Origin of the sequence: Glycomyces sp. NRRL B-16210, assembly GCF_000719515.1 — a bacterium.
Taxonomy (GTDB): domain Bacteria; phylum Actinomycetota; class Actinomycetes; order Mycobacteriales; family Micromonosporaceae; genus Glycomyces.
Genome location: NZ_JOGR01000003.1, coordinates 314,509 through 340,056, shown reverse-complemented (window position 1 = coordinate 340,056; position 25,548 = coordinate 314,509). Strand labels below are relative to the sequence as shown.

General features: G+C 70.4%; 22 protein-coding genes and 1 pseudogene. 12 read left to right on the top strand and 11 right to left on the bottom strand.

Annotated features, from left to right (window positions below):
- The first annotated feature begins 17 nt into the window (after positions 1-17).
- From IF12_RS0105950 to IF12_RS0105935, 4 genes are all read left to right on the top strand, one after another.
- Positions 18-1,394 (top strand): NAD(P)/FAD-dependent oxidoreductase, encoded by a 1,377-nt coding sequence (locus IF12_RS0105950; RefSeq protein WP_197034618.1) that lies wholly within the window; start codon positions 18-20, stop codon positions 1,392-1,394.
- Between the two features lie 73 nt (positions 1,395-1,467).
- Entirely contained in the window at positions 1,468-2,157 is a 690-nt protein-coding gene (gene mtrA, locus IF12_RS0105945; RefSeq protein WP_030155693.1) for an MtrAB system response regulator MtrA, read from the top strand.
- 35 nt (positions 2,158-2,192) lie between these two features.
- Complete coding sequence (gene mtrB, locus IF12_RS0105940) at positions 2,193-3,884, top strand: MtrAB system histidine kinase MtrB (protein ID WP_197034617.1); 1,692 nt, start codon at positions 2,193-2,195, stop codon at positions 3,882-3,884.
- Positions 3,868-5,592, top strand: coding sequence for an LpqB family beta-propeller domain-containing protein (locus IF12_RS0105935; RefSeq protein ID WP_030155688.1), 1,725 nt, complete (start codon positions 3,868-3,870; stop codon positions 5,590-5,592). The genes mtrB and IF12_RS0105935 overlap by 17 nt, the downstream gene beginning before the upstream one ends.
- 159 nt (positions 5,593-5,751) lie before the next feature.
- On the opposite strand, the gene IF12_RS0105930 is transcribed toward IF12_RS0105935, so the two are convergent.
- Complete coding sequence (locus tag IF12_RS0105930) at positions 5,752-5,979, bottom strand: DUF3107 domain-containing protein (protein WP_030155686.1); 228 nt, start codon at positions 5,977-5,979, stop codon at positions 5,752-5,754.
- 142 nt (positions 5,980-6,121) lie between these two features.
- Positions 6,122-6,871 carry a TetR/AcrR family transcriptional regulator gene (locus IF12_RS0105925; protein ID WP_081913299.1) on the bottom strand — a complete coding sequence of 250 codons (750 nt, stop codon included), beginning with the start codon at positions 6,869-6,871 and terminating at the stop codon, positions 6,122-6,124.
- A 137-nt stretch (positions 6,872-7,008) separates the two neighbouring features.
- Between IF12_RS0105925 and IF12_RS0105920 the strand changes: the two genes are divergently transcribed.
- The 5 genes from IF12_RS0105920 (at position 7,009) to IF12_RS23815 (ending at position 13,341) form a co-directional block, all read left to right on the top strand.
- A complete protein-coding gene (locus IF12_RS0105920) occupies positions 7,009-9,000 on the top strand; it encodes a hypothetical protein (RefSeq protein WP_030155681.1) in 1,992 nt (663 codons plus the stop codon).
- A gap of 5 nt (positions 9,001-9,005) precedes the next feature.
- A complete protein-coding gene (locus tag IF12_RS0105915; protein ID WP_051704015.1) occupies positions 9,006-9,995 on the top strand; it encodes an alpha/beta fold hydrolase in 990 nt (329 codons plus the stop codon).
- 69 nt (positions 9,996-10,064) lie between these two features.
- On the top strand, positions 10,065-10,898 hold the full coding sequence (locus IF12_RS0105910) for a DUF3152 domain-containing protein (protein ID WP_133884417.1): 834 nt from the start codon (positions 10,065-10,067) through the stop codon (positions 10,896-10,898).
- Positions 10,899-11,011: 113 nt separating this feature from the next.
- Positions 11,012-12,190 (top strand): adenylyltransferase/sulfurtransferase MoeZ, encoded by a 1,179-nt coding sequence (moeZ, locus tag IF12_RS0105905; protein WP_030155675.1) that lies wholly within the window; start codon positions 11,012-11,014, stop codon positions 12,188-12,190.
- A gap of 299 nt (positions 12,191-12,489) precedes the next feature.
- A complete protein-coding gene (locus IF12_RS23815; protein ID WP_051704013.1) occupies positions 12,490-13,341 on the top strand; it encodes a serine hydrolase in 852 nt (283 codons plus the stop codon).
- An 87-nt stretch (positions 13,342-13,428) separates the two neighbouring features.
- Here IF12_RS23815 and ahcY read toward each other — a convergent pair whose 3' ends face one another.
- A complete protein-coding gene (ahcY, locus tag IF12_RS0105895) occupies positions 13,429-14,892 on the bottom strand; it encodes an adenosylhomocysteinase (RefSeq protein WP_030155670.1) in 1,464 nt (487 codons plus the stop codon).
- A 587-nt stretch (positions 14,893-15,479) separates the two neighbouring features.
- Between ahcY and IF12_RS23810 the strand changes: the two genes are divergently transcribed.
- Positions 15,480-16,508 (top strand): GNAT family N-acetyltransferase, encoded by a 1,029-nt coding sequence (locus IF12_RS23810; protein ID WP_051704012.1) that lies wholly within the window; start codon positions 15,480-15,482, stop codon positions 16,506-16,508.
- 72 nt (positions 16,509-16,580) lie between these two features.
- Here the strand turns inward: IF12_RS23810 and manA are convergent, their stop codons facing one another.
- From manA to IF12_RS24755, 5 genes are all read right to left on the bottom strand, one after another.
- Complete coding sequence (manA, locus tag IF12_RS0105885) at positions 16,581-17,729, bottom strand: mannose-6-phosphate isomerase, class I (RefSeq protein WP_030155665.1); 1,149 nt, start codon at positions 17,727-17,729, stop codon at positions 16,581-16,583.
- 372 nt (positions 17,730-18,101) lie between these two features.
- Complete coding sequence (locus IF12_RS0105880; protein ID WP_030155663.1) at positions 18,102-19,298, bottom strand: SIS domain-containing protein; 1,197 nt, start codon at positions 19,296-19,298, stop codon at positions 18,102-18,104.
- A gap of 113 nt (positions 19,299-19,411) precedes the next feature.
- The gene (locus IF12_RS22715; RefSeq protein WP_035748415.1) at positions 19,412-19,633 is read right to left on the bottom strand and encodes a Trm112 family protein; all 222 of its coding nucleotides are present in this window, start codon (positions 19,631-19,633) and stop codon (positions 19,412-19,414) included.
- A gap of 3 nt (positions 19,634-19,636) precedes the next feature.
- Positions 19,637-21,016 carry a phosphomannomutase/phosphoglucomutase gene (locus IF12_RS0105870; RefSeq protein ID WP_030155661.1) on the bottom strand — a complete coding sequence of 460 codons (1,380 nt, stop codon included), beginning with the start codon at positions 21,014-21,016 and terminating at the stop codon, positions 19,637-19,639.
- A gap of 94 nt (positions 21,017-21,110) precedes the next feature.
- On the bottom strand, positions 21,111-21,530 hold the full coding sequence (locus tag IF12_RS24755; protein ID WP_231492357.1) for a DUF3499 domain-containing protein: 420 nt from the start codon (positions 21,528-21,530) through the stop codon (positions 21,111-21,113).
- 260 nt (positions 21,531-21,790) lie between these two features.
- On the opposite strand from IF12_RS24755, the gene IF12_RS0105860 reads away from it, so the two are divergent.
- Entirely contained in the window at positions 21,791-22,195 is a 405-nt protein-coding gene (locus IF12_RS0105860; protein ID WP_051704011.1) for a metallopeptidase family protein, read from the top strand.
- A 352-nt stretch (positions 22,196-22,547) separates the two neighbouring features.
- Here the strand turns inward: IF12_RS0105860 and IF12_RS0105855 are convergent.
- From IF12_RS0105855 to IF12_RS0105845, 3 genes and pseudogenes are all read right to left on the bottom strand, one after another.
- Positions 22,548-22,799 (bottom strand): annotated as a pseudogene (locus IF12_RS0105855) (WhiB family transcriptional regulator); the annotation flags it as partial.
- 346 nt (positions 22,800-23,145) lie between these two features.
- Positions 23,146-23,649 carry a hypothetical protein gene (locus IF12_RS0105850; protein WP_133884416.1) on the bottom strand — a complete coding sequence of 168 codons (504 nt, stop codon included), beginning with the start codon at positions 23,647-23,649 and terminating at the stop codon, positions 23,146-23,148.
- Positions 23,650-23,657: 8 nt separating this feature from the next.
- Positions 23,658-24,746, bottom strand: a complete 1,089-nt coding sequence (locus IF12_RS0105845; RefSeq protein ID WP_030155648.1) for a mannose-1-phosphate guanylyltransferase — start codon at positions 24,744-24,746, stop codon at positions 23,658-23,660.
- A 411-nt stretch (positions 24,747-25,157) separates the two neighbouring features.
- Between IF12_RS0105845 and IF12_RS0105840 the strand changes: the two genes are divergently transcribed.
- Positions 25,158-25,535 carry a hypothetical protein gene (locus IF12_RS0105840; protein ID WP_051704010.1) on the top strand — a complete coding sequence of 126 codons (378 nt, stop codon included), beginning with the start codon at positions 25,158-25,160 and terminating at the stop codon, positions 25,533-25,535.
- Positions 25,536-25,548 lie beyond the last annotated feature (13 nt).

The window sequence follows — 25,548 nt, the reverse complement described above, 5'->3', positions numbered from 1 at the left end:
GGGCCAGAATTGAACGCGTGAAACGTATAGTCGTGATAGGTGCCGGTCACGTCGGTTTTTACGTTGCCGAACGCTTGAGCAAACTGCTGAAGGGCGACATCAAGCGCGGCCAAGTGGAACTGATGGTCATCGACCCCAACCAGCACATGACCTACCAGCCGTTCCTGCCCGAGGCGGCAGCCGGCTCCATCTCCCCGCGACACGGCGTTGTGCCGCTCCGACAGGCCCTCAAGCTCTGCACCATCCTCACCGGTGCGGTCACCGAGATCAAGCACGCCGAGCGCAAGCTCACCGTGCAGCCCTTCGTCGGCCCCACCCGCGAGGTCGAGTATGACGAGGTCATCGTCGCCCCCGGCTCCGTATCCCGCCCGCTCCCCATCCCCGGCCTGGCCGACGCCGCCATCGGCATCAAGTCCATGGGCGAGGCCATCTGGCTGCGCAACCACGTGCTCCAGCGCTTCGACATCGCCGCCACCACCGAGGACCCCGACGTGCGCCGCAAGGCCCTCACGTTCCTCACCGTCGGCGGCGGCTTCGCCGGCGCCGAGACCCTCGGCGAACTCGAGGACCTCACGGCGAACATCGTCAAGAACTACCCGATGCTCGACGCCTCCGAGATCAAGTGGTACCTCGTCGAGTACGCGGACAAGATCATGCCCGAGGTCGGCCCGCAGATGGGCGCCTACGCCGCCCGCGAGCTCACCAAGCGCGGCGTCGACATCCGCCTCGGCACCACCCTCAAGTCCTGCGAGGGCGGCCACGTCGTCCTCACCGACGGCGAGGAGTTCGACTCCGACACCATCATCTGGACCGCCGGGGTCATGCCGCACCCGCTGCTGAAGGCCACCGACCTGCCGATCGGCCCCCGCGGCCACCTCGAGTGCAACACCCGGCTCCAGGTCGCCACCGGCGTCGAGGCCGGCAAGGACACCATCGGCGAGGTCGTCGAGGACGCCTGGGGCGCCGGAGACTCCTCGCAGGTCCCCGACACCTCGGACTTCCCGATGGACTGGTGCACGCCCTCGGCGCAGCACGCCGTCCGCCAGGCCCGCATCCTGGCCGACAACGTCCACGCCCAGCACGTCGGCCGCGAACTCAAGCCGTACAAGCACAAGTACCTCGGCTCGGTCGCCGGCCTCGGCCTGTACAAGGGCGTCGCCAACACCTACGGGTTCAAGGCCAAGGGCCTGCTCGCCTGGCTCATGCACCGCGGATACCACCTCTCGCGCGTGCCCGGGACCGGACGCAAGGGCCGCATCCTCGCGGACTGGATCGTCGGCTTCTTCACCAAGCGCGAAATGGTACAGCTCGGTGAAATCCAGGCCGGACGGGAGCCCTTCGAGGCCATCGCCGCAGGCACCGACCCCGCGCGGGCGGTCAAGTCCGTCGGATAGTCGTTACAGTTAGAGCACCGCGGGAGTCCACCCGTGGTGCTCTAGCCTTTTGCGAGGTGGAAAACTGGTGTCCATGAGAGCACGTGTACTCGTCGTTGACGACGACCCGGCGCTGGCGGAGATGCTCGGCATCATCCTCCGGACCGAAGGCTTCACCCCCACTTTCGTCACCGACGGCGAGAAGGCGCTCGCCGCGTTCAAGGAGCACCGGCCCGACATCGTCCTGCTCGACCTCATGCTCCCGGGCATGAGCGGCATAGACGTCGCCAAGGCCATCCGCGGCGAGTCCGGCGTGCCCATCGTCATGCTCACCGCCAAGTCCGACACCGTCGACATCGTCCTCGGCCTCGAATCGGGCGCCGACGACTACATAGTCAAACCCTTCAAACCCAAGGAACTGGTCGCCCGCATCCGCGCCCGCCTGCGCCGCGGCGACGACGTCACCCCCGAACGCCTCGAGATCGGCAAGCCCGGCCTCCAGGTCCAGATCGACGTGCCCGCCCACCAGGTCACCCTCAACGGCGCCGAGGTCAAACTGACCCCGCTCGAGTTCGACCTGCTCGTGGCCCTCGCCCGCAAGCCCCGCCAGGTCTTCACCCGCCAGGTCCTGCTCGAGCAGGTCTGGGGCTACCGCCACTCGGCCGACACCCGCCTGGTGAACGTCCACGTCCAGCGCCTGCGCGCCAAGATCGAACCCGACCCCGAGCGCCCCCAGCTCATCCAGACCGTGCGCGGCGTCGGGTACAAAGCCGGCCTGGGCTAGTGACCGGCACGGGGGGCCGGCCTCGATCGAGGCCGGTGTGGCTCAGACGGCTCTGGCAGGGCGCCGCCGACTTCGGCGGCCGCGTCTCCAAACCACTGGTCGACCGCTTCCGCGCCTCCCTCCAACTGCGCGTCGTCTTCTCCACCCTCATCACCTCCACGATCCTGGTCCTCATCTTCAGCTTCGTCGTGGCCGGATCGTTCACCTCCGGGCTTCTCACCGAACGCCAGGACACCGCCGTCGAGGAGACGAAGAACGCCGTCGAACGCGCGGCCGAGCAGCTCGCCGCCTACGGTTCGGCCTCCGACTCCGCGCTGGCGCTGACCATGCAGCGGATCGTGAACGAGCTGGCCGAGGACCCGGTCTACGCCCCGTACGTCATGCTCCGGACCGCCGACGGGACGGTGACCAAGACGCACCCGGTCGCCGGTTTCGACGAGCCGTCCGAGGAGCTCCAGGAGGTCGTGGCCGACCGCCGCATCGCCACCCAGCACGACACCTTCGCCCTCGACGGCGGGGAGTCCATGCCCTACCTCGTGGTCGGCTCCTACATCGACCTCAACATCGACTACGAGCTGTACGCGTTCTACCCGCTCGACTCCCAGCAGGACGCCGTGAGCCTGCTGCGCACGAACTTGGCGCTCGCCGGGGTCGCGCTCGTCCTGCTCCTCGGGGTCATCGCTGCGCTCGTCACCAGGCTCGTGGTGACGCCTGTGCGCGAGGCCGCCCGCACCTCGCAGCGCCTCGCCGCCGGGCTGCTCCACGAGCGGATGGAAGTGCGCGGCTCCGACGACCTGGCCCGGCTGGCCGGGTCGTTCAACCTCATGGCCGAGAACCTCCAGAGCCAGATCGGCAGGCTTGAGGAGATGTCGATGATGCAGCGTCGGTTCACCTCGGACGTCTCGCACGAGCTGCGCACCCCGCTCGCGACCATGCGCATGGCCGCCGACCTGCTCTACGACACGCGCGAGGACTTCGACCCGATCACCAAGCGCTCCACCGAACTGCTCCAGCACGAGATCGACCGCTTCGAGGACCTGCTCCAGGAGCTGCTGGAGATCTCCCGCTTCGACTCGGGGTTCGCCTCGCTCGAAGTGGACGCGATCGACGTCGGCCGCATCGCCGAGGACGTCGTGGAGGGCCTCGCGGGCCTCGCGGAGGAGTGCGGGGTGCGCGTCTCGGTCGGCAAGCCCGCCCGGCGGGTCATCGCCGAGGTCGATCCGCGCCGGGTGCACCGCATCCTGCGCAACCTCGTCTCCAACGCCATCGAGCACGCCGAGGGCAGGCCCGTGGAGATCACCGTGGCCGAGAGCGACACGGCCGTGGCCGTGGCCGTGCGCGACCACGGGGTGGGCCTCAAGCCCGGCCACGCCGACCGCGTCTTCGACCGCTTCTGGCGCGCCGACCCCTCGCGCAACCGCAAGACCGGCGGCACCGGCCTGGGCCTGGCGATCAGCCTGGAGGACGCCAAGCTCCACTCCGGGACCCTCCAGGCCGTCGGCGAACTCGGCGAGGGGACGCTGTTCGTGCTCACCCTGCCGCTCCAGTCCGGCAACCGCGTCATCACCTCGCCGATCCCGCTGCGCCTCGACGCGAAGGCGCTCAAGCCCGGGCCGTCGATCGCGGCGTCGCGACCCTCGCCCGCGAAGGACGCGGCCCCGAACGCCGTGTCCGTGAACGACGCGTCCACCGAAGACGAGGAGGCCCCGCATGCGCCGCAGGACTAGCCTCACCGCCGCCGTGGCACTCGGCACGACCTGGGTCCTGTCGGCTTGCGGCATCCCCGCGGGCAAGGCCCCCGAGGTCATGGGCGACGCCCCGTCCGATTTCGACCAGTCCTCGGGCACCAGCGCCGAGACGTTCGCCCCGACCACGAACGCCGAGGAGACCGTCCAGAACTTCCTGAAGGCCGCCGCGGGCGAGGCGGACGGGCGCAACGACCGCCTCCACTCCTTCACCGTGGACGCCGAGCAGCAGTTCTCCGACCTCTCCGCCGGCCTCGACCTGCTCGCCGGCGTCGACGTCGCGATCGGCGCCGACAGCCTCGAATCCGCCACCGTCAAGGTGACCGGCTCGGTGGTCGGCACCTACCTGCCCGACGGGTCGGTCCGGATGCACTCCGCGCCCCGCGCCTACGACGAGTCCTTCACCCTCCAGCGCGAGGGCCTCCAGGACATCTGGAAGATCGCGACGCTCCCGACCCAGGTCATGCTCGACTACAACCAGTTCTCCTCCGACTATGGCAGCGCGCCGCTGTACTTCCAGGCGGGGATGACCGAGCTGCTGGTGCCCGACATCCGGTGGATCTACAACGACCTCGACGCCGAGACCGACCGCCGCCAGCGCCTCGAATGGCTCGTCCAGGGCCCCTCGGACTTCGTGGCGTTCTCGGCGCGCAACGCGATCCCCGAGGGCACGCTCTGGAAGACCTCCAACGACGACGGCACCGCCCGCATCGACCTGACGCGCGGCGAGACCGTCGACTCCGACACGGCCTCGGCCATCGCGGCGCAGATCGCCTGGAGCCTCGGGCTCAGCGGCGAGTTCGTGCTCGCGATCGACGGCGAGGCCGTCGTCAGCGGGGCCCTGCGGACCTGGCGGAGCTGGAACGCCATCCCCGCGAGCCTCGGCAACCAGGAGAACGGCTACTTCATCGCCGACGAGACGGTGTGGGAGTACACCGGGAGCCTCCAGGTCACCGCGGTCTCGGAGGACCACCCGTGGGTCGGGTTCAGCGTGGAGGGCCTGCGGCAGGTCGCGGTCGGCCCTTCGGGGAAGATCGCCGCGATCGTGGACGGCGGCGGGCGCGACGTGCTCCAGGTCGGCTCGACGACTTCGATGCGGGCCCTCGACGGCGGGCTCGGCGGGGACCTGTCCGACCCGCAGTGGCTCGGATCGCGCACGGTCGTCGTCATCGATGACGGCGTGCCGACGACGGTCGACTCGAGTTCGGGATCGGCGCAGACCCTCGCGGTGGGGACGGACGTGACCGCGATGTCCATCGCGGCCGACGGGCGGCGCCTGGCGTTCGTGGAGGAGGGCGTGGCGTGGGTGGCCCCGATCAGCGTGGACGCGGACGGGAACATCCAGGCCGGCGAGCCGCGGCGGATCGGCCTGGACATCAGTGACGTGACGGACGTGGCGTGGAGTACGGAGAACTACCTGTGGGTGGCCGGGCTGCGCGGCGACGACAAGCTGTTCCGGGTCGCGATCGACAACTCGCGGATCGAGGTCCAGAAGGGGATCGGCGGGGTCGTGATCGAGCAGATCGCGGCGAACCCGGCCGATCCGGTGGAGTCGAACCTCAACTGGGGCGAGCCGGTGCTGGTGGTGTCGGATTCGACGCTGTACCGGGTCTTCGTGAACGGACCGGACGCGGTCGACAACGAGGGGCAGCTGGTGCAGGCCAGTTCGCCGTTCACTGTCTTGAGATAGGCCGGCGGCGAGCGGAAAGGCCCGGAGCGGATGCTCCGGGCCCTCAACGTTTCACCAGCTCAGGCATGGACGGTTACGCGCCGCCGCTCACGGCGTGACACTTTAGCGGGCTCAGGCGTCGTACTGCGCCGCCGGTCACGGCGCGAAGCCTTCGCGGGCTCAGGCGTCGACCGTGAAGCCCACCGACCGCGCGCTGCTCGCGACGACCTCGACGTAGGCGATCTTCTCGACGGGGATGTACACCTGCCGGCCCTTGTCGTCCTCGAGACGCAGGACCCCGCCGTTCGCGACGGCCTGCTCGATCGTCTCGGACAGGTCCTTCGGAGACAGCTTGCTGTCCAACACCAGTTCGCGTGGGGCGTACTGGACACCGATCTTGACCTCCACGGGCCCTCCTCAATCGAAATACTCTGACGTCTAGACGGAAGCAAGACTACTCGCGGCGACCACCCGGAACCGGTACGGCACAGTGCGCCGAGAGCGAACGCGGACGCTCGCCCGGGCCCGGCTTCGCGCGGGTCGCGCCTATCTAACCCGAGTTCGGCTTCGCCCTCGCTCGGACCTTGCCTTCCAATCCGAGCCCGGCCCCGCCCTCCCTCGGACTGCGCCTTCTTAACCCGAGCTCGGCTTCGCCCTCGCGCGGGAAGTGCGAGATCCCCCGCCAAGCGAGGCTGCTCATGAGCTGTACGGCCTCTTCCTTGGGGATCCCTCGGCCCGAGGCGATCCACTTCCTGGCCGCGACCTCGGCGGCCCCGACCAGGCCGGTCGCGAGGAGCTCAGCACGGGCCTTGTCCACGTGGGCGTCGGCCATGATCGTGTCGGCCATCGCCGCCACGCAGTCGGCCTCCATGCGCATCACCCGCTCGGACACCTCGGGGTCGTTGCGCTGGTCGGATTCGAACACGAGCCGGAACGCCTCGCCCTGGGCGTCCACGAAGTCGAAGTAGGCCCGCATGGCGCGGTTGACCCGCTCCTTGTTGTCGTCGGTCGAGTCGATTGCGTTCTGCACCTGGCCGACCAGCTCGGCGGCCCGTCCGTCCAGCAGCGCCAGGTAGAGCTCCAGCTTCGAGGTGAAGTGCTGGTAGAGCACGGGCTTCGAGACGCCGGCGTTCTCGGCGATGTCGTCCATGGAGGTGTTGTGGTAGCCCTTGGAGACGAAGACGCCTTGAGCGGCCTGGAGCAGCTGCGCCCGGCGTTCGCTCCTGGGCAATCGGACCCGGCCCTCACCAGCGCTGTTCACTCCGGTACCTCTCCTCGACTCATGTCGCCCATCCGTCAGTCGCCGGATATTGCGACCTGAAGGAAGTTTACGGAAGTCTGAATACAGTCTCCCAGCGTACGGGGACGACAAACGCGGGTTCGAGTCACTGGGCGCGCCACGGTACCTTGAGGGCGGGAATATGAAGGAGTTGTCTAGTGGTGTATGACCAGAACCGACCGGATGATCCGCAGCGTCCGACCGGGGAGGAAAGGCCCGCCCGCAGGCGTATCGGCAGGTCCTGGGGACCGCCCGCCGAAGAGGCTCCCGAAGCCGCCGAAGAGGGGCGGCAGGGGTCGGGTCAGGCGCCCGAGCAGTACCGGTTCGACCCGGACCGAGGACGCCGACACCGCTACAGCGAGGACCCGACCGGACAGGTCCCGCACGTCCCGGTCGAGATCGCCGAGACCGGCCCGATGGTCCCGGCCACCCGCCGCCCCTCCCCGGGCGAGCAGTTCGAGCCGATCCCGGCCGCACCGCAGACTCCGCAAGGCCCGCAAGGATTCCAGGTCGAGCAGCCGCAATCGCCGTTCGCGCCGCCAGGTGCGAACCGGGAGCACAGCGCGCCGCCAGGCGTGAACCAAGATCGCAGTGCGCCGCCTGGCCTGAACCAGGACCGCAGCACGCCCCCGGGGAACCGCGAGAACGGCGCCGGGCCCGCGGGCCCGGGCCAGGAGTTCAGCGCCCCGCCCGGACCGAACCAGGAGTTCGCCGCGCCGCCCGCGCCGCAGCAGGACTTCGGCGTGCAGCCGAGCGCCCCGCAGGAGTTCGGCGTGCCGCAGACCCCCGGCCAGAGCTTCAACGGCTCCCAGGCCCCGGTCCAGCAGGAGTTCAACCCGCAGGCCCCGAACCAGGCCTTCGCGCCCCCCGGCCCGCCGCAGGAGTTCGGCGCGCCCCAGCAGCACCCCGGTTACAGCGCCCCGCCGGCGCCCGGCGACTACGCCGCCCCGCCGCAGCACCAGGCCCCGCAGCGTCCCGGCCCGAACCAGGAGTTCGCCCCGCCCGCCCCCGACCACAGCCCGCCGCAGTTCACCGCGCCCCCGCAGACGGGCGCCATGCCCAGCGCCCCCGCGTTCGCGCAGCCGGGCGCGGACCAGCACTACAGCGCCCCGCTCGCGCCGAACCAGGAGTTCCAGGCGCCCTCGGCCCCCCGCGAGGCCACCGCGCCGCCCGCTCCCCCCGAACCGGTCCAGGAGCACACCTCCCCGCCTCCCGCCCCGAGCCGGCCCCCGCACACCGGGCCCATCGAGGTCCCGCAGCCGCCGGTCCAGCAGACCCCCGGCGCGCCGCCCGCGCCGACGCCGCAGACCCCCGCCCCGGCCGCCGAGCAGCAGACCGACCAGTTCCCGATCGTCCAACCCCAGCCGCCGGTCACCGAGTTCTCGCCCGCCGCGGTCCCCAGCCCCACCGTCACCGAGCAGGCCCCGCTGCGCGCGCCCGGAGCCGGACGCCAGCCCATCGCCGAGCCCACCCCGCCGGCGACGGTCGACAAGACCGGCCCCGCCGACCCCGAGCCCGTGCGCCTGGTCGAGGCCGTCCGCCAGGTCCCCGGTGTCCGCGACGCCTTCCACGTGACCGCCCCCGACGGCGCCTCCAGCCTGCGCCTCGAACTCGAAGACGGCGTCGACCCCGATGAGGTCCACGCGGCCGTCTCGGCCGTCGTCAACGAGCAGCGCGCCGTCGACCTCGGCCCGCAATCGGCCGACGAACCCGGCGAGGAACTCCACGGCCAGGTCGAGGCCCCCGCAGCAGAAGTCGAGATCGCCGCCCTCGGACCGGTCGAGCTGCGACGCGTCGACATCGAGTCCGCGGGCCTCGAAGCCGAGGTCAGCGTGACCCTCGCGCTCGGCAACGAGGAATCCACCGGGAAGGTCGCCGTCCCGCCGATCGACTGGCACATCCAGCACGCCGCGGCCGCCGCCACAGTGGAGGCCCTACGGCCCCGCCTGGGCGCCAGCGACATCCGCGTCGAGGTCGAGCACGCCTCCATCGTCCCCACAGGCCCGGTCAAGACCGCCGTGGTCGTCGTCCTCTGGCTCGACGGCCAAGCGGTGCGGCGACTCTCGGGCGCCGCCGTGGTCACCGCCGAACGCTCCCGGGCAGTGGTTTCGGCTACATTGGGCGCGCTCGCCAATGAGGTGTCACACTAGCTCCCATGAAACGGGCACGGCTGGTCGACGCCGGCGAGGTTCGCAACCCGCGGCGTCCCCACCCGCCGTGGCCCGGAATCGAACACCAGCTCAGCCGCCGCAGACTCTTCATCAGGCACACCCCGCCCGCCGCCGAGGGCGCCGAGCCGGCCGTGTTCGTCCACGGCCTCGGCGGCTCGGCCCAGAACTGGACCGACCTCGCCGACGCCCTCGCCGACCGCGTCGCCGCCGACGCGATCGACCTGCCCGGCTTCGGCCAATCGGCCCCGGCCCCGCGCGTCACCATCCCCCTGCTCGCGCAGGACGTCGCGGCCTGGATCGTCGAATCGGGCCGCGGCCCGGTCCACCTCGCCGGCCACTCCCTCGGCGGCGCCGTCTCCGTCTACCTCGCCGCGACCCGCCCCAACCTCGTCCGCACCCTCACCCTCGTCTCACCGGCGATGCCCTTCGCGAACCCGCGCCGCTCGCATCAGGCCCGGTACCTGCCGATGCTCGCCGTCCCCAACATGGCCTGGTTCGCCGACCGCACCATGCGCTCGCGCACCCCCGAGCAGGTCGTGGACGACATCGTCCTCGGCACCTGGGCCGACCCCGAACTCATGCACCCCCAGCGCCGCCGCGAGGCCGTCGAAGAGGCCCGCCGCCGCCTCGCCACCCCGTGGAACTCCCGCGCCTACATCCAGACCTACCGCGGCCTCATGGCCTCCTTCTTCCAGACGTTCGTCCCCGGCACCCACTCGCTGTGGCGCCTGGCCGAGGAGATCGAATGCCCCACCCTCGTCATCTGGGGCAAGCAGGACCGCGTGATCGACGTGCGCCAGGCCCCGCCCACCGCGCTGGCGATCCCCGACTCGCGGCTGCTCATCCTCGACCAGACCGGCCACGTCGCGATGATGGAGCGCCCCCAGGCGGTCGCCCGAGCGGTCGCGGCGATGCTCGACGAGGTCCGCGAGGCCGCCGAGGGCGATGCGGAGGATGTCCTGTCCGCTATATGAACTCGAAACGGCGCACACAATACTCGGGGGTCGGCCTAGGGGCCCGCGAACTGACTTAGACTCGCCCTTGTGACCGAAGGACGGCTGAACCGCAACCGCAGGCTCCGCAGGAGGCGCCGCTTCGTGTTCCTCGCGATCCTCGTGCTCATGGCGAGCGCGGGCCTGTACTTCGCGGTCGACGCCGCCGACACCGAGACCCCGCAGGCGCTCGACGACCACGAGCAGGCCCCGCCGAGCACCGTCGTCGCCCCCTCGCCCGAGGAAGTCCCCACCGCGCCGTCCGCGATCGTGCCGCCGCTGTACTTCTCCGGCACCGGCACCTGGACCTACGCCGAACCGGCCGACACCGGCGTGGTCGGCGCCTCGGGCCAGCTGCTCCAGTACGACATCGCCGTCGAGAACGGCATCGAGATCGACCCGGCCGAGTTCAGCGCGTTCGTGCACGACACGCTCGCGGACCGGCGCTCCTGGATCGCCGGCGGCGCATGGCGCTTCCAGCAGGTCGGCGAGGCCGGCAACGCCGACTTCACCGTCTTCCTCGCCAGCCCCGAGCAGCGCTCGTACTTGTGCGGGTCCCAGAACACCACCGTCTCGTGCCGCAACGGCGACAACGTCGTCATCAACTCCGCGCGCTGGCTCACCGGCGTCGACCACTGGGACGGGACCCTCGACGCCTACCGCGAGTACGCGGTGAACCACGAGGTCGGCCACCGGCTCGGCCACGGCCACGAGGTCTGCCCCGCCGACGGCGACCTGTCGCCGGTGATGGCCCAGCAGACCTACCAGCTGGCCGGATGCGTCGGCAACCCCTGGCCCTACCCCGACGGCGACACGTACGTGTCCGGCCCGGCGGGGGACTACAACGGCCCCGACCTACCGCCGGACGACTTCGTCGACCGCTAGCCTCGTCCGAAAACCGTTCCAGATGCTGGGAGCAACCGTCCCACGAACGTGAAGAACCGCACACGGCGCTTCCCGGTGGAATATCCACAGCGTGGACATGCATTATTGGACATATGAGTTTGCCGCCGCTGGTCGAACCAGCCTCTGAGCTGTCGGTCGACGAGGTGCGCCGCTATTCGCGCCACCTCATCATCCCCGACGTCGCCATGGACGGTCAGAAACGACTCAAGAACGCCAAGGTGCTCTGTGTGGGCGCCGGCGGTCTCGGGTCCCCCGCGCTCATGTACCTGGCCGCCGCCGGGGTCGGCACGATCGGCATCGCCGAGTTCGACACCGTCGACGAGTCGAACCTCCAGCGCCAGATCATCCACGGCCAGTCCGACATCGGCCGCACCAAGGCCGAGTCCGCCGCCGAGTCGATCCGCGAGATCAACCCGTACGTGAACGTCGTCCTCCACAACACGGTGCTCGACAACGACAACGTCTTCGAGGTCTTCGAGCCGTACGACCTCATCATCGACGGCACCGACAACTTCGCCACCCGCTACATGGTCAACGACGCGGCCGTGCTGCTCGGCAAGCCGTACGTGTGGGGCTCGATCTACCGCTTCGACGGCCAGGCCAGCGTCTTCTGGGCCGACCAGGGCCCGTGCTACCGCTGCCTCTACCCCGAGCCCCCGCCCCCCGGCATGGTGCCCAGCTGCGCCGAGGGCGGCGTCCTCGGCGTGCTGTGCGCCTCGATCGGCTCAATCCAGACCACCGAGGCCATCAAGCTGATCACCGGCATCGGCGACCCGCTCGTCGGCTCGCTCATGGTCTACGACGCGCTGGAGATGAGCTACCGCAAGATCAAGGTCCGCAAGGACCCGAACTGCGCGGTCTGCGGCCCCGACGCCACGATCAAGGAGCTCATCGACTACGAGGAGTTCTGCGGGACGATCACCGACGAGGCCGTCGAGGCCGTCATCGGCTCGACCATCACCGCGCGCGAGCTCGAGGACTGGATCAAGGAAGGCCGCGACATCGACCTCATCGACGTGCGCGAGCCCGCCGAGTACGAGATCGTGCGCATCCCCGGTTCGCGGCTGATCCCCAAGGGCGACATCATCTCCGGTGCCGCACTCGCGGACCTGCCGACCGAGCGCCAGGCCGTGTTCTACTGCAAGGCGGGCGTGCGCTCCGCCGAGGCGCTGGCCGCGGCCAAGGCCGCCGGGTTGAAGAACGCCGTGCACGTCCAGGGCGGCGTGCTCAGCTGGATCAACCAGGTGGACCCGAGCCTGCCGAGCTACTAGCGGCAGCGACTCGCTGGGACCATGCATCGCGAAGGCCGTGGTTCGAGGAAACCACGGATCGCAATGCCATCGTCTCTTTAAGCCACCGTTGCAAAGGCGTACGGCCACTGGCCGTACGCCTTTGCGCACGTTCGGGGTTGCTTCGGCTCCCGATGACATATCCGACAGGATATTTCTCGGATCTCCCATTGATCGCCGTTGACCGGAACTGTCTGATTCCCTAGCCTTGCATGATGATTCGGCAACCGAACCCCACTCCGAACTCCACACTGAAGCGTTTCCGTCCCTCCCGCCGCACGATGCTGCGCGTCGGTGTCCCGTCCGCGGTGGTCCTCGCCGCCGGCGCCTCCTTCGCGGGCATCGCCGCGAGCGCCGCCGAGGACGGCCTCGGGAGCATCTTCGGCGAGTCGCGCGAAGAGCGGCGCGCACGGCTCCAGGCCGCGCTCGACGAACGCGTCGAGCAGTTCCTCGCCGGGTCCGGAACCCTGGTCGAAGCATCGATCTCCATTGAGCGCGACGGGATCCGCCTGGACTACAACCCCGAGCAGACCCACATCACCGCCTCCATCGTCAAAGTCGAGCTGCTCGCGATGGTCCAGCAGTACTGGGGCTCGGTCGAGGGCATCCCCGACGACCACCGGGAACTGTTGGAGCGCATGATCACCGAGTCGCACAACGGCTCGACCTCGACGCTGTACAACTACCTCGGCGGCGCGGACGCGCTCGCCGCCGCGCACGAGCGATACGGGCTGTCGGACACGACCGTCGACGCCGAAGGCCGTTGGGGAGTGGGCTGGTCGAGCGCGCCGGACCAGATGATCCTGCTCGACCTCAACCTCTACGAAGGGGTGCTCGACGCCGAGCAGGTCGACCTCGGCCGCGAGCTCATGGGCTCCGTGATCGAGGAGCAGGCCTGGGGCGTCTCGGCCGCAGCGGTGGAGGGCGAGACGGTCTGGCTCAAGAACGGCTGGGACGTCGAGTCGCAATTGGACGGACTCTGGGTGGTGAACTCGGTCGGCGTCCTCGGCGGGGACGGCGACGACCCGGTCAGGATCGCGATCCTCACCAGCGGCGCCGTCGACGACGTCGAGGGCATCCCGATCGTCGAGGAGCTGGCGAGGATCGCCCGCGAGGTCGTGGAGCAGGTCTGACCCGCCCGGCCATGACGAAGGCGAAGGCCCGGTCCGAGGTGGACCGGGCCTTCGCCGTCTTCGCTTGCGTCCGAACGCGATCGCGCCCTAGTAGCGGTAGTGGTCGGGCTTGTACGGGCCTTCGACCTCGACGCCGATGTAGTCGGCCTGCTTCTTCGAGAGCGTGGTCAGCTTGACGCCGAGGGCGTCCAGGTGCAGCCGCGCGACCTCCTCGTCGAGGTGCTTCGGCAGCGTGTACACGCCGATCGGGTACTGCTCCAGCTTGGTGTGCAGCTCGATCTGGGCCAGGACCTGGTTCGTGAAGCTGTTGCTCATCACGAAGCTCGGGTGGCCGGTGGCGTTGCCGAGGTTGAGCAGGCGGCCCTCGCTGAGCACGATGATCGAGCGCGCGCCAGTGCCGTCCTCACGAGCCGGGAACTGCCACTCGTGGACCTGCGGCTTGACTTCGAGCTTCTTGATCCCCGGCTCGTTGGCGAGGCCGGCCATGTCGATCTCGTTGTCGAAGTGGCCGATGTTGCCGACGATCGCCTGGTGCTTCATCCGTCGCATGTGGTCGATCGTGATGATGTCGCGGTTGCCGGTGGTGGTGATGAAGATGTCGGCGTACTCGACCGCGTCCTCGAGGGTCAGCACCTGGTAGCCGTCCATCGCGGCCTGGAGCGCGCAGATCGGGTCGACCTCGGTGACGATGACCCGGGCGCCCTGTCCGCGCAGCGCCTCCGCCGAGCCCTTGCCGACGTCGCCGTAGCCGCACACGACGACGGTCTTGCCGCCGATGAGCACGTCGGTGGCGCGGTTGATGCCGTCGGGCAGCGAGTGGCGCACGCCGTACTTGTTGTCGAACTTGGACTTGGTCACCGAGTCGTTCACGTTGATCGCCGGGAACGGCAGGCGCCCGTCGCGTTCGAGCTCGTAGAGGCGGTGCACGCCCGTGGTGGTCTCCTCGGTGACGCCCTTGATCGCGGCGGACTTGCGCGAGAGGCGGGTCGGGTCCTCCTTGAGTGAGCGGGCCAGCAGCGCGAGCACCACGGCCTCCTCCTCGCTGTCGGCCGAGGAGGGGTCCGGCACGACCCCGGCGGCCTCGTAGCGGGCGCCGTCGACCACGAGCATCGTGGCGTCGCCGCCGTCGTCGAGGATGAGGTTCGGTTCCTCGTCGCCCCAGTCGAGGGCGCGCTCGGTGCACCACCAGTACTCCTCGAGGGTCTCGCCCTTCCAGGCGAACACCGGGACGCCCTGCGGGTCCTCGGGGGTGCCCTGGCCGACCGCGATGGCGGCGGCGGCGTGGTCCTGGGTGGAGAAGATGTTGCACGAGGCCCATCGGACCTGGGCGCCGAGGGCCGTGAGCGTCTCGATGAGGACGGCGGTCTGGATCGTCATGTGTAGGGACCCGGTGATGCGGGCACCCTCCAGAGGACGGGACGCGCCGTAGCGCTCGCGCAGGGCCATCAGGCCGGGCATCTCGTGTTCGGCCAGGCGGATCTCGTGGCGGCCGAAGTCGGCCAGCTTGAGGTCGGCAACCTTGTAGTCGTCGGCTCGCAGCGTGTTCGTCATAAGGGAAATGCTACGCGCCGCGGCGGGCGGGCCGCCCCAACGGCACCGTGGCGGCGGCCACCGGCCCGCGACGGATTTTGCCAGAGAACTGCACAGCGTTATGGTGGTGGAACAGCAGGTCACCATGGTTTTGAAGGCCCGTGTGACGGAGGCCTTGGAAAAAACTTTGATCTTGACCCGGGTTTCGCTTGACACTGGTGGGGCTGTGGGTAATATTGCAGATACGCAGCGTCACGGAGATGCGGAGGATCCAAAGGGTCCGGAACCATCACCGCGGCGCCGGGGAATACCAAACCGGGGGGAGTGCCGGGCGGTCTGGGGTGGCCGCCCGGCACATTTTTGTGCGCCGGAACTCGAGCCCGGGTCGCGAAGCGACCCGGGCTTTATGTCGTACCCGGCGCGTACCCTTGAACCAAGGGGTCCCCCGGGACTACCCGCCTTCGCGTGCCCCCGATCCAGGCGAATTCACGAGCACTCCTCGGACTCGTTGCGCGCCACCGCCGACACTCACGCGGTACCGCTCGACCTCTGGCCACTTCGCTAAATCGATTGCGCCGGCCTCCCGGATACGGGACGGTACAGAGGACATGAGTGACATTGAGATTCTCCCGATAGATCCGCTCGACGCCGACCTCGTCGCGGCCTGGATCGCCATGCAGAACGCCGTCATCGAGCACGACCTCCCCGGTGACGCGCCGATCAGCACCGCCCACCAGCGGCTCCGCCTGCTCCTCCACCCGGCCGCCGTCGCCGTCGAGCGCTACGCCGCCCGCGCCGAGGGCCGCGTCGTCGGCGGCTTCGAACTGGTCCTCTTCCTCAAGGACAACCAGCACCTCGCCAACCTCGAACTCGAGGTCCACCCCGACTTCCGCCGCCGCGGCATCGGCACCGCCCTGCTCGCCTTCGCCGAGGAGCGCGCCGCCGCGCTCGGCCGCGACACCGTCCTCAGCGCCGTCACCGACTCCGTCGACGGCGCACCCGCGATGGACCACGCCGGCCAGGGCTTCGCGAAGGCCCGCGGCTACGCCTCGGTCGACAACGAGATCCACCGCCGCAACGACCTCTTCGCCGTCGCGAGCGAGGACCTGGAGCGCCTCTACGCCGACGCCTGGGAGAAGGCCGCCGGATACGAACTGCTGCAATGGGTCGGCCGCGCCCCCGACGACATCGTCGAGGGCATCGCCGAGATGCGCGCCCGCATGTACACCGACCCGCCCATGAGCGAGGAACTGGACATCCGCCCGGCCGTCTACGACGTCGAACGGGTCCGCGACGAGGAGCGCGTCCGCGCCGAACGCGGCGAACTCCAGCTCGCCGCCGCCGTGCGCGAGGTCGCCACCGGCGAGGTCGCCGGGCTCACCGACATCCTCGTCTTCCCCGGCGAAGAGGACCACGCGGGCCAGAACGACACCATCGTCGACCCCGCCCACCGCGGCAAGCGCCTCGGCACCGTCCTCAAGGTCGCCAACCAGCGGCTCCTGCGCGCCTACCGGCCGAAGCTGCGGTACGTGCACACCTGGAACGCCGAGGTCAACTCGCACATGATCGCCATCAACGAGGCCATCGGCTACCGGCCGCTGTGCCGCGACATCGACGTGCAGAAGAAGCTCGCCTGAGCCCCGGACCATCGCGTTGCAACAGAACGGCCCGACCGCTGCGCGGTCGGGCCGTTCACTTCGTCTCGGTGCTCAGGCGCTGGCGATGAACAGCTCGCCTTCGCCGCTCGCCACGACCGGTCCGGCGCTGCCGGCCGAGAACGCGGCGCGGCCGGGGGACAGGGCGGTCTCGCCCTCGTCGTCGGCCACGGTGACGCTGCCGCCGGTGCTCAGGCAGATCCGGGGGCCGTCGATCGCGAACGTCTGCGCGGTGCCGCCGAGTTCGACGCGCCGCAGCGCGAAGTCGTCGATCGGGACCGGCCAGGACCGCACCGGCCCGGCGTCCTCGATGACCGCCCGGGGCTCGTCGATCGCCTCGAAGTCGAGGACCCGCAGCAGCTCCGGCACGTCCACGCGCTTGTTGGTGAGACCGCCGCGCAGCACGTTGTCGCTGGCGGCCATGATCTCCACGCCGAAGCCGTCGAGGTAGGCGTGCAGGTTCCCGGCGGGCATGTAGACGCCCTCGCCGGGCTGGAGCGTGATGTGGTTGAGCAGCAGGCTCACCAGGACACCCGGGTCGTCGGGGTAGTCGCGGGCGAGCGACAGCAGGTCGGTGCTGTCGGCGCTGTCGAGCTCGGCGGCGGCCTTGGCCGCGGCGTCGATGACCGCGCGGCACTCCTCGCGGCCGAGCCCGAGGAGGTCGGTCACGGCCCGGCGCAGCCCGGCCTTGCGGTCGCGCAGCGTGCGCACGAGGCCCTCGAGCTCGGGAACGGCGAGCGCCTCGATGTCGTCGGCGGCCTCGAGCGGGTCGCGGAACCCGCACATGGCACGGAACTCGGTGAGCGCCACCAGCAGCTCGGGCTTGTGGTTGTCGTCCACGTAATTGCGGTAGGCCGCGTCGATGCCGATGCGCAGTTCCCGCTGGTGGCCGGAGTGCGCCTGGCGGGAGTTCGGGTGCGCCTGGAGCGAGAGCGGCTTGCCGGCGGCGAGCAGCTTCAGCAGGAACGGCAGGCGCGGGCCGAAGCGGTCGAAGACGCGCCGGCCCAGGAGGTCGACCGGGGCCGAGGCGATCGCGTCGTCCAGGGGGCGGCCGTCGTGGAGGGTCGAGGGGGCGCTGTGGTGGGCCCCGAACCACTCCTCCGCCTCAGGGAGGTCCGCGGGGACCTCCCGGCCCTGCAATCGGGCGATGTCGACCTGCGATCCCCACGCGTAGTTGCGGATGACGCCGTAAAGCCCCTGCACCGCAGCTCCTCACTGTTCGGCTCGAAGGAGTCAACTCTATCGGTTCGACTCGTGCGCCCGGCTACCACGGCCCGCCGCAGAGACGTGGGCGTCTCTGCGCGGCAGAGGCCGGGTAGCGCTTACAGCCGGTGGAGCGGCGATACCGCTGGGGCACGGGGGATCGGACGGGACCGAGCGGGATCGAGCGAATGGTGTCGACCGAGCGGCGTTGATGCGCTCGGGAAGCGGTCGCGGAGGATCGGGCGCGAGCGGTGTCGGACACGCGGTGTCCGAAACCGGCGGCACCGAAGCAGTCGGACCGGGCCCGAACGCCGGGCGGCGCCCGCCGGGTATTCGGATCGGCCGCGTTTCGCGCCTCCGATCCGGGTTCGTCTATTCGGCTCCGAGCGTGAGGTCCTTCATCTCCGAGACCGCCGGGACCCGCATCGGGTCGAGCCCGTGGGCCAGCGCCAGGTACACCGACGCGAAGTCCGGCACCGCGATGAGCGAGGCGAGCCGCTCCAAAGCGCAGCCGCCCTCGGCCGGGAGCACGTCGCAGCGGATGCCGCGTCGCTGGGCCAGGTCGGCGACCGCGTCGGCGCGGCGGGTGTCCGGCTTGGGGGTGCTGTCGTCGCCGTCGAGGCCGTCGTCGCGCATGAGGATGATCCGCAGACGCGTGAGCTCCTCCTCGCCCTCGGGGTCGGCGAAGATGTCCTTCTGTCCTTCGGCCAGCGAGCCGAACACGCCGTCGAGCAGGCCCACGCGCCCGCGCCCGACCTCGCCGAGTTCGCCGGAGACGACCGGGTAGCGGGAGTTCGCGGCGAGCATGTCGCCGAAGCGGCGGGCGGCGACGCCCGCGAGCGGGCTGGAGCCCCACACGACCGGGACGGACCCCGCGAGGTTCATCGCCAGTTCCTTGGCCGGGTTGACGTAGGCGTCGGCGTCGGGACGGCAGCGTTCGGCGTCCTCGTCGAGGCGGCGCGCGGTCTCGGCGATGTCGGCCTCGACCAGGTTCACCAGGCCCAGTTCCCTGGCGGCCATGAGGACCGGGACGGTGAGCGCCCACAGGCTCAGCCGCGCGGGGGCGCGGCGGGGGACGGCCACGAAAGAGGCGCGGGCGCGTTCGGCGAGCGACTGGAGCTCCGAATCGGGGGCGCCGATGGCGACCAGGCGCGCGCCGCGGCGGGCGGCGGCCTCGGCGGCGGCGAGCGCCTCGGGGCTGCGGCCGGAGGCGGAGACGGCGATGACGACGTCGGCGGCGCCGACCCAGCCGGGGACGCCTGCGGACCGGTGGCCGAGGATCGGCACGGGACAGCGGGGCCCGGCGACGGTGGCGAGGACGTCGCCGGTGCGCGCGGCGGTGCCGACGCCGGCGACGACGAGGGCGCGGGGGCGGCCCTCCTCGGCGAGCGTGCCGAGGCCGGCGTCCGCGGCGATCGCGGCCGACTCGCGCAGTTGCGGCCCGGCGGAGGCGAGCGCCCAGAGGGCGCCTCCGGGTCGGACCGACTCGCTCAGGTCGCCTTCGATACGTCGCTCGTCGGGGAGCCGGTCGCCGGTGATCCCGGCGATGCCGTCGTCCTCAAGACCCATGCTGTGTTCCTCCTTGGCCTGTGGCCCTGGCCGGTCGGGGCCGCTCGCGCGGGCCCTGTCGGTTCGCTTCGTCTGCCGGGGAGTGGTGGTCGGGGGAGTTGTTCGGGTGGCGCCTACGCGGGTGCGTCGTCGCCGGGGGCGCCGCTGTTGGTGACACCGCCGTTGGTGACGCTGTCGAGGAGCATCACGGGGATGCCGTCCTCGACGCGGAAGACCTTCGCGCACTTGGAGCAGACGAGCGCGGCGGCCTCCCGGTCGTAGGCGAGGGGGGCGTGGTGGGGCTCGGGGCAGCGCAGCAGTTCGAGCAGCACTGGTTTGGGCGCGGTGGCGGGCATGGGCTAGTTCCTTACGATGCGGAGGATGTCGTCGCGCAGCCGTTCCATCGATGCCGTGTCGGGGCCTTCGACGTTGAGCCGCAGCAGCGGTTCGGTGTTGGAGGGGCGCAGGTTCGCCCAGGAGCCGTCGGTGAGGGTGACGGTGAGGCCGTCGAGGCGGTCGGTGCCGACCTCGTCTTGCGAGGCGAAGTGCTCGGCGACCTCTTCGATCTTGGCGTGCGGGTCGGTGACCTTGGAGTTGATCTCGCCCGAGGGGGCGTAGCGGACGAACTCGTTCCCGAGATCGGAGGCGCTGCGGTCGCTCTCGCCGACGGCGGCCAGCACGTGCATGGCGGCGAGCATGCCGGTGTCGGCGAACCAGAAGTCCTTGAAGTAGTAGTGCGCGGAGTGCTCGCCGCCGAAGACGGCGTTCTCCTCGGCCATGACGGCCTTGATGTAGGAGTGGCCGACCCTGGTGCGCACCGGGCGGCCGCCGTGCTCGGCGATGATCTCGGGGACGGCCTTGGAGGTGATGAGGTTGTGGCACACCACGGAGCCGGGGTGCTTGGCGAGTTCGCGTGTGGCGATGAGCGCGGTGATCGCCGAGGGGGTGACGGGCTCGCCGTCGGCGTCGACCACGAAGCAGCGGTCGGCGTCGCCGTCGAAGGCCAGGCCGAGGTCGGCGCCGACGGCCTTGACGCGGGCCTGGAGGTCCACGATGTTCGCCGGCTCCAGCGGGTTGGCCTCGTGGTTGGGGAAGGTGCCGTCGAGTTCGAAGTAGAGCGGGTCGATCTCCAGTGGCAGCCCGTCCAGGAGCTGGTCGCCGAGGACGGCCGGGACGGTGTGGCCGCCCATGCCGTTGCCCGCGTCGACCACGATCTTGAGCGGGCGGATGCCGGAGAGGTCCACCAGTTCGCGCATGTAGGAGGCGTAGGCGGCGAGGAAGTCCTCGCGCGTCACCGCGCCCGGCGTGTCGGCAGCGGGGGCCGGTTCGCCGTCGATGATCGCCTGGGCCTTGTCGCGGATGTCGGCCAGGCCGGTGTCGAGGCCGATCGGCCGCGCGGCCGGCAGGCACATCTTCAGGCCGTTGTACTCGGCCGGGTTGTGGCTGGCGGTGAACATCGCCCCGGCCACGTCGCGCTGGCCGGCGATGAAGTAGAGCATGTCGGTGGAGCACAGTCCGGCTTCGAGGACGTCCGCCCCGGCGCGGGTCGCGCCGCGCGCGAAGGCCTCGGCGAAGCCGGGGCCCGAGTCGCGCATGTCGTGGCCGACGGCCCATGTCCGCTCACCGGTGACGGCCACGGCCGCCGCGCCTATGGCCTCCATGACCTCGGGGGTGAGCTGCGAGCCGACGAGCCCGCGCACGTCGTAGGCCTTCACGAATTCGCTGAGCTGGGGAGCCACAGGTCAGATGCCGCCTTTCCGGTGTCACGGGGCCGGTCGGTATGAGAGTCGCGGCGCGCGTGCGCGTCGCGTGTGGGCCGCCCCAGTGACGAGACTAGCGCTGTAGGTCCTCATCGCCGGACACCACCCGGAGGTGACGCCGGGCACCGAACTGCGGGGCCGAGGGGCGGAGTCCTTGGTGCGGCGACGGTTCGGCGTCGGCCGGCTCGCGGGCCGCGCGCGCGGCGCCGTCCGCCGCGTCGTTCGCGGCGAGGCCGGTCAGGGTCCCCTGGTTGGCGTCCGGGCGGTCGCCGACGGCGGCTTCGCGGACGGCGTTCGCCAAGGCGACCAGGTCGTCGTCGGTGGGCATCGGCACCGCGTAGTCGCCCTGGTGCCGGACGAGCTCCCAGCCGTGGGGCACGGTCAGGCGCCGGCCGTGCGCGTCGCACAGGTCGTAGCTATGGGGCTCCCGCGTCGTCGACAGCGGGCCGACCACGGCCGTCGAATCCGAATAGATGTACGTCAAAGTGGCCACCGCAGGCTGGCGGCAGCCGTTCCGGGAGCAACGCCGATCCGACCTCACCCCACGAAACTACCACTCGTGGAGGTGAAGTCGGCGACGCTGAGCAGTGGGGCGGAACCGATTCGCGGGTCGTGCCGCCGCGATGGGGCGGGGACGGGCCCGGCCGGGGCCGCCGGCGGCCGGCGCCGTGGCCGTGCGCGTCGGCGTGAACCCGGAATGTCCGCCGCGGACGCTAAGGTGGCCCAATGCGCAGAGATCGACACGGACGGGGCATGAGGGGTCCGCTCGCGCCCGGCGCGCTGCCGTTGCGGCGCACACCGGTCGAGGAGTTCGACGCGCTCGTGCTGGAGTCGGTGGTGGCGATCGAGCGGCGGCTCGCCGAGACGCTCGGCGAGAAGTTCACCGACCTGCGGCACATCGAGTTCGCGGTGGAGGAGGTCCCGCCGGAGACGCAGCCGTACGAAGCCGACATCGTCGAGGAGCGCGGTGTGGCGCTCTCGAAGCTCTACCCCGCCCAGCCGGGCACGATCGCGGCCTCGCCGCGGATCGTCCTGTACCGCAGGCCCATCGAGCTGCGGTGCGAGAGCAAGGGCGAGGCCGAGTCGCTGGTGCGGTCGGTCCTGGCCGAGCAGCTCGCCTCCCTGCTGAACCTGCCGCCCGACGACCTGGAGCCCTGAGGCCGCGCAGACCTCGCCCGGGCAGAGCGAAAGGGCGGGACCGCGTTGTCCCGCCCTCTCCGTCTGGTGCGACGTCGTTCGCTCGTAGGGATGTTCGCTATGCGGCCACCGGGACGCGGTCCTGCGCGGCCGGTTCCTCGGCCAGGCGGCCGATCGGGTCGCCCAGGGGGGCGCCGACCAGTTCCTCCATCAGCCCGATCGGTCCGCCGTGGCCCGAGCCGACCAGTACCGGGTCGGCGTGGCGCTGCTCAGCCGCGAAGACGACCTCGGTCGTCAGCGCGGGGTTGATCATCGGGCTCGGCATGCAGACCACGACCGGCAGCCGCTCGGTGCGGCGGCGCGCCGCCTCGCGGGCCTGGCGTTTGATCTTGCGGCGCTCCCGCTCGGAGAGGCCGCCCCAGATGCCGAACCGCTCATCGTGGTCCAGCGCGTACTGCAGACAGTTCTCTTTGACCTCGCATCGCGCGCAGATGCGTTTCGCATCCCGCGTGGAGCCCCCTTTTTCGGGGAAGAACGCCTCCGGATCGGTCTGCGCGCACAATGCGCGAGCCTGCCACTCCGGAACGTTACCCAACAGGTCGGCCAAGTAGTCACGGCCGTCCATATACGTCCGCCTCCTCGTTCGCGCACCGGTCGAACCGGTGCTCCCCCCTTGCAATCACTTGCACGGCATCGGTTTGCGGACTCTCGGGCGGACGCGTTCCCTCCCCTGAAACGCGTACGGCCCCGCTGCGGGCGCGCCGGTCGCCCGCTCGTGGTTCAGTCCTGCATTGCAGCGCTTCTCATGAAGCCCGGTGCCCGCGGGCGGCCTGTAGATGGGGCCGCGCCGCCTGACTCATCTCTATGGACGATGAGTCTTCATCGCTATTCGATAACGGTTCGATATCAGACGATAGCGCACAGTGATCTGATCGACGGAAGGACCCCTCAGACTCACGCTTGTGGGGGACTCAGCTTGACGGATCCGCGGTGGCGGATCGCTCGCGAGAGCCGCTCCATCGGGTGGACACGAGACCGATCACGGCCAGTGCCAACCAGACCGCGTCCAGCAGCAGTCGTTCCACTGCGGCGCGGGGGTCGATGAAGACCTGTCCTTCCTCGTCCAGTTGCCTGACGTCGTCGAAGCCGTACCGTGCCGCCGACATCGCCAGCAGCACTCCGATAACGAGGTAGGCGACGTAGACGAGACGGGTAAGGCGCCCGATCACCCGTCCGGGTCGCGTGGCGGGGGCGAGGAACGCGGCCAGTGCCGGAAGCGCCACGGGCAGTATCGAGAAGAGGGTCCGGCGCGCCTCGTCGGTGAAGCCGATGCCCGCGGCGCGGCTGAGGGTGTCGTCGCGGGGGTCGAGGCCGAGCCCGAAGAGCCACTGGGAGACGGCGACCGCGATGTAGATCGCCGCGCAGGCGAGCAGGACGGCGGCGACTGCGGATCGGTGGCGCGTGGCGAGCTGCATGGGCGCCATTAGACCAGATCGGTTCGCTTCGCCTGCTTGAGTTCCTCCACGAGGCCCTTGACCTCTTGGGCGCGGTCCCTGGGGCACACCAGGAGCGCGTCGGGGGTGTCGACGATGATGAGGTCGTCGACGCCGATGGCCGCGACGAGGCGCCCGGAGGCGGGGACGACGACGTTGCGCTTGGACTCGGTCAGGAGCGCCTCGCCCGAGCCGCGCGGCTCGACCACCACGTTGCCGACCTTGTCGGCGGCTTGCAGGACCTGGCCGAGGGTGTTGTAGTCGCCCACGTCGTGCCACTCGAAGTCGCCGGGGACGACGCCGACGCGACCGGCCGCGGCGGCCGGTTCCATGACGGCGTAGTCGATCGAGATCTTCTCGAGGGTGGGCCACAGCTGTGAGAACAGGGCCTCGCGGCCGGTGGAGTCCCAGGCTGCCGCGAGGGTGCGGACGGCGTCGTGGAGGGCGGGGCGGTGCTGGGCGAGCTGGTCGAGGAAGACGTCCACGCGCCAGACGAACATGCCGGCGTTCCACAGGTAGTTCCCGGCCGAGACGTACTCGACGGCCGAGACCTGGTCGGGCTTCTCCACGAAGGCGTCGAGCTGGTAGCCGGGGCCGACGGGGGCGCCCAGGCGCAGGTAGCCGAAGCCGGTGTCGGGGCCGGTGGGGTTGATGCCGATGGTCATGAGCAGGCCGGTGGCGGCCAGTTCCATGGCGCGCTCGACGGTCTTGGCGAAGGCCTCGCCGTCGAGCACGAGGTGGTCGGCGGCGAAGGCGCCCATGATCGCCTTGGGATCGCGCTCGGCGATGACGGCGGCGGCGAGGCTGATCGCGGCCGCGGAGTCGCGCGGGGAGGGCTCGACCAGGATGTTGTCGCCGGGGACGTCGGGCAGCTGGCGGGCCACGTCGACGGCGTGGGCGGCGCCGGTGACCACGTACACGTGGTCGGGCTCCGACAGGAGCCGGACCCGTTCGACCGTCGATTGCAGCAACGAGGAGTCCGTGCCGGTCAAGGGCAGCAGGAATTTGGGTCGTTGCGCGCGAGACAGGGGCCAGAGCCGGGTTCCGGAACCGCCTGCGGGGACCACCGCGTGAAGCATGCCAATAGTCTTGCACGCCGCTCCCACGTGCTCGTTCACCCCTGCGGAGGGGCCGCCGGCGTGACGCGGCAGTTGCAGCGATGTGAAGAATGCGCCAATTCCGACGGGCCGAATGCGCCGGCCATCGGTTGCCACAGGAGCGATCGGGGACGACTTGGAAAAGCCCGGGCCCGCTTTCGCCGTGAGGACCGCAGGATCGGAGCGCAGTCGTACTGCGCCCGCGGTCGATCAATGCGCCAACGTCCTATGGGGATCAGACAGTTCGGTCTGGTCCCTGGTCCGCGGGCCCACCGTGAGCGAGGTCTCTGATACTGTTCGGTCCGCGACCGGTACGGGGCTGGCAGCGCCACCCTAGACTCGGCGCTGTTCGGCCCGAACGAACCGATTGATCGACAACCATAGGAGTTCCCCGTGGCTTACCCGCCCGCCCCGGCCCCCGCCCCCGGGCCCCTTCCCGCGAAGCAGGGCAACGGCTTCGCCGTCACCGCCCTGGTGCTCGGCCTCGTCGCCCTCATCGTCTTCTCGTGGATCCCCGGCATCAACCTCTTCACCGCGATCCCGCTCGGCGTGCTCGCCATCATCTTCGGCATCGTCGCGATCGTCAAGTCCGGCTCGCGCGGCGGCAAGGGCAAGGGTGCCGGCATCGCCGGTCTCATCCTGGGCATTTTGGCGCTCGCCGCCGCTGTCGTGATCAGCGTCGCGCTCGTCAACTTCGCCAAGTCGCAGTGCGAGGACCCGAACTCGGCGGTCTACGGCAACGCCGAGTGCGCCGATATCCTGGATCTGTAAGCGATACGAACAA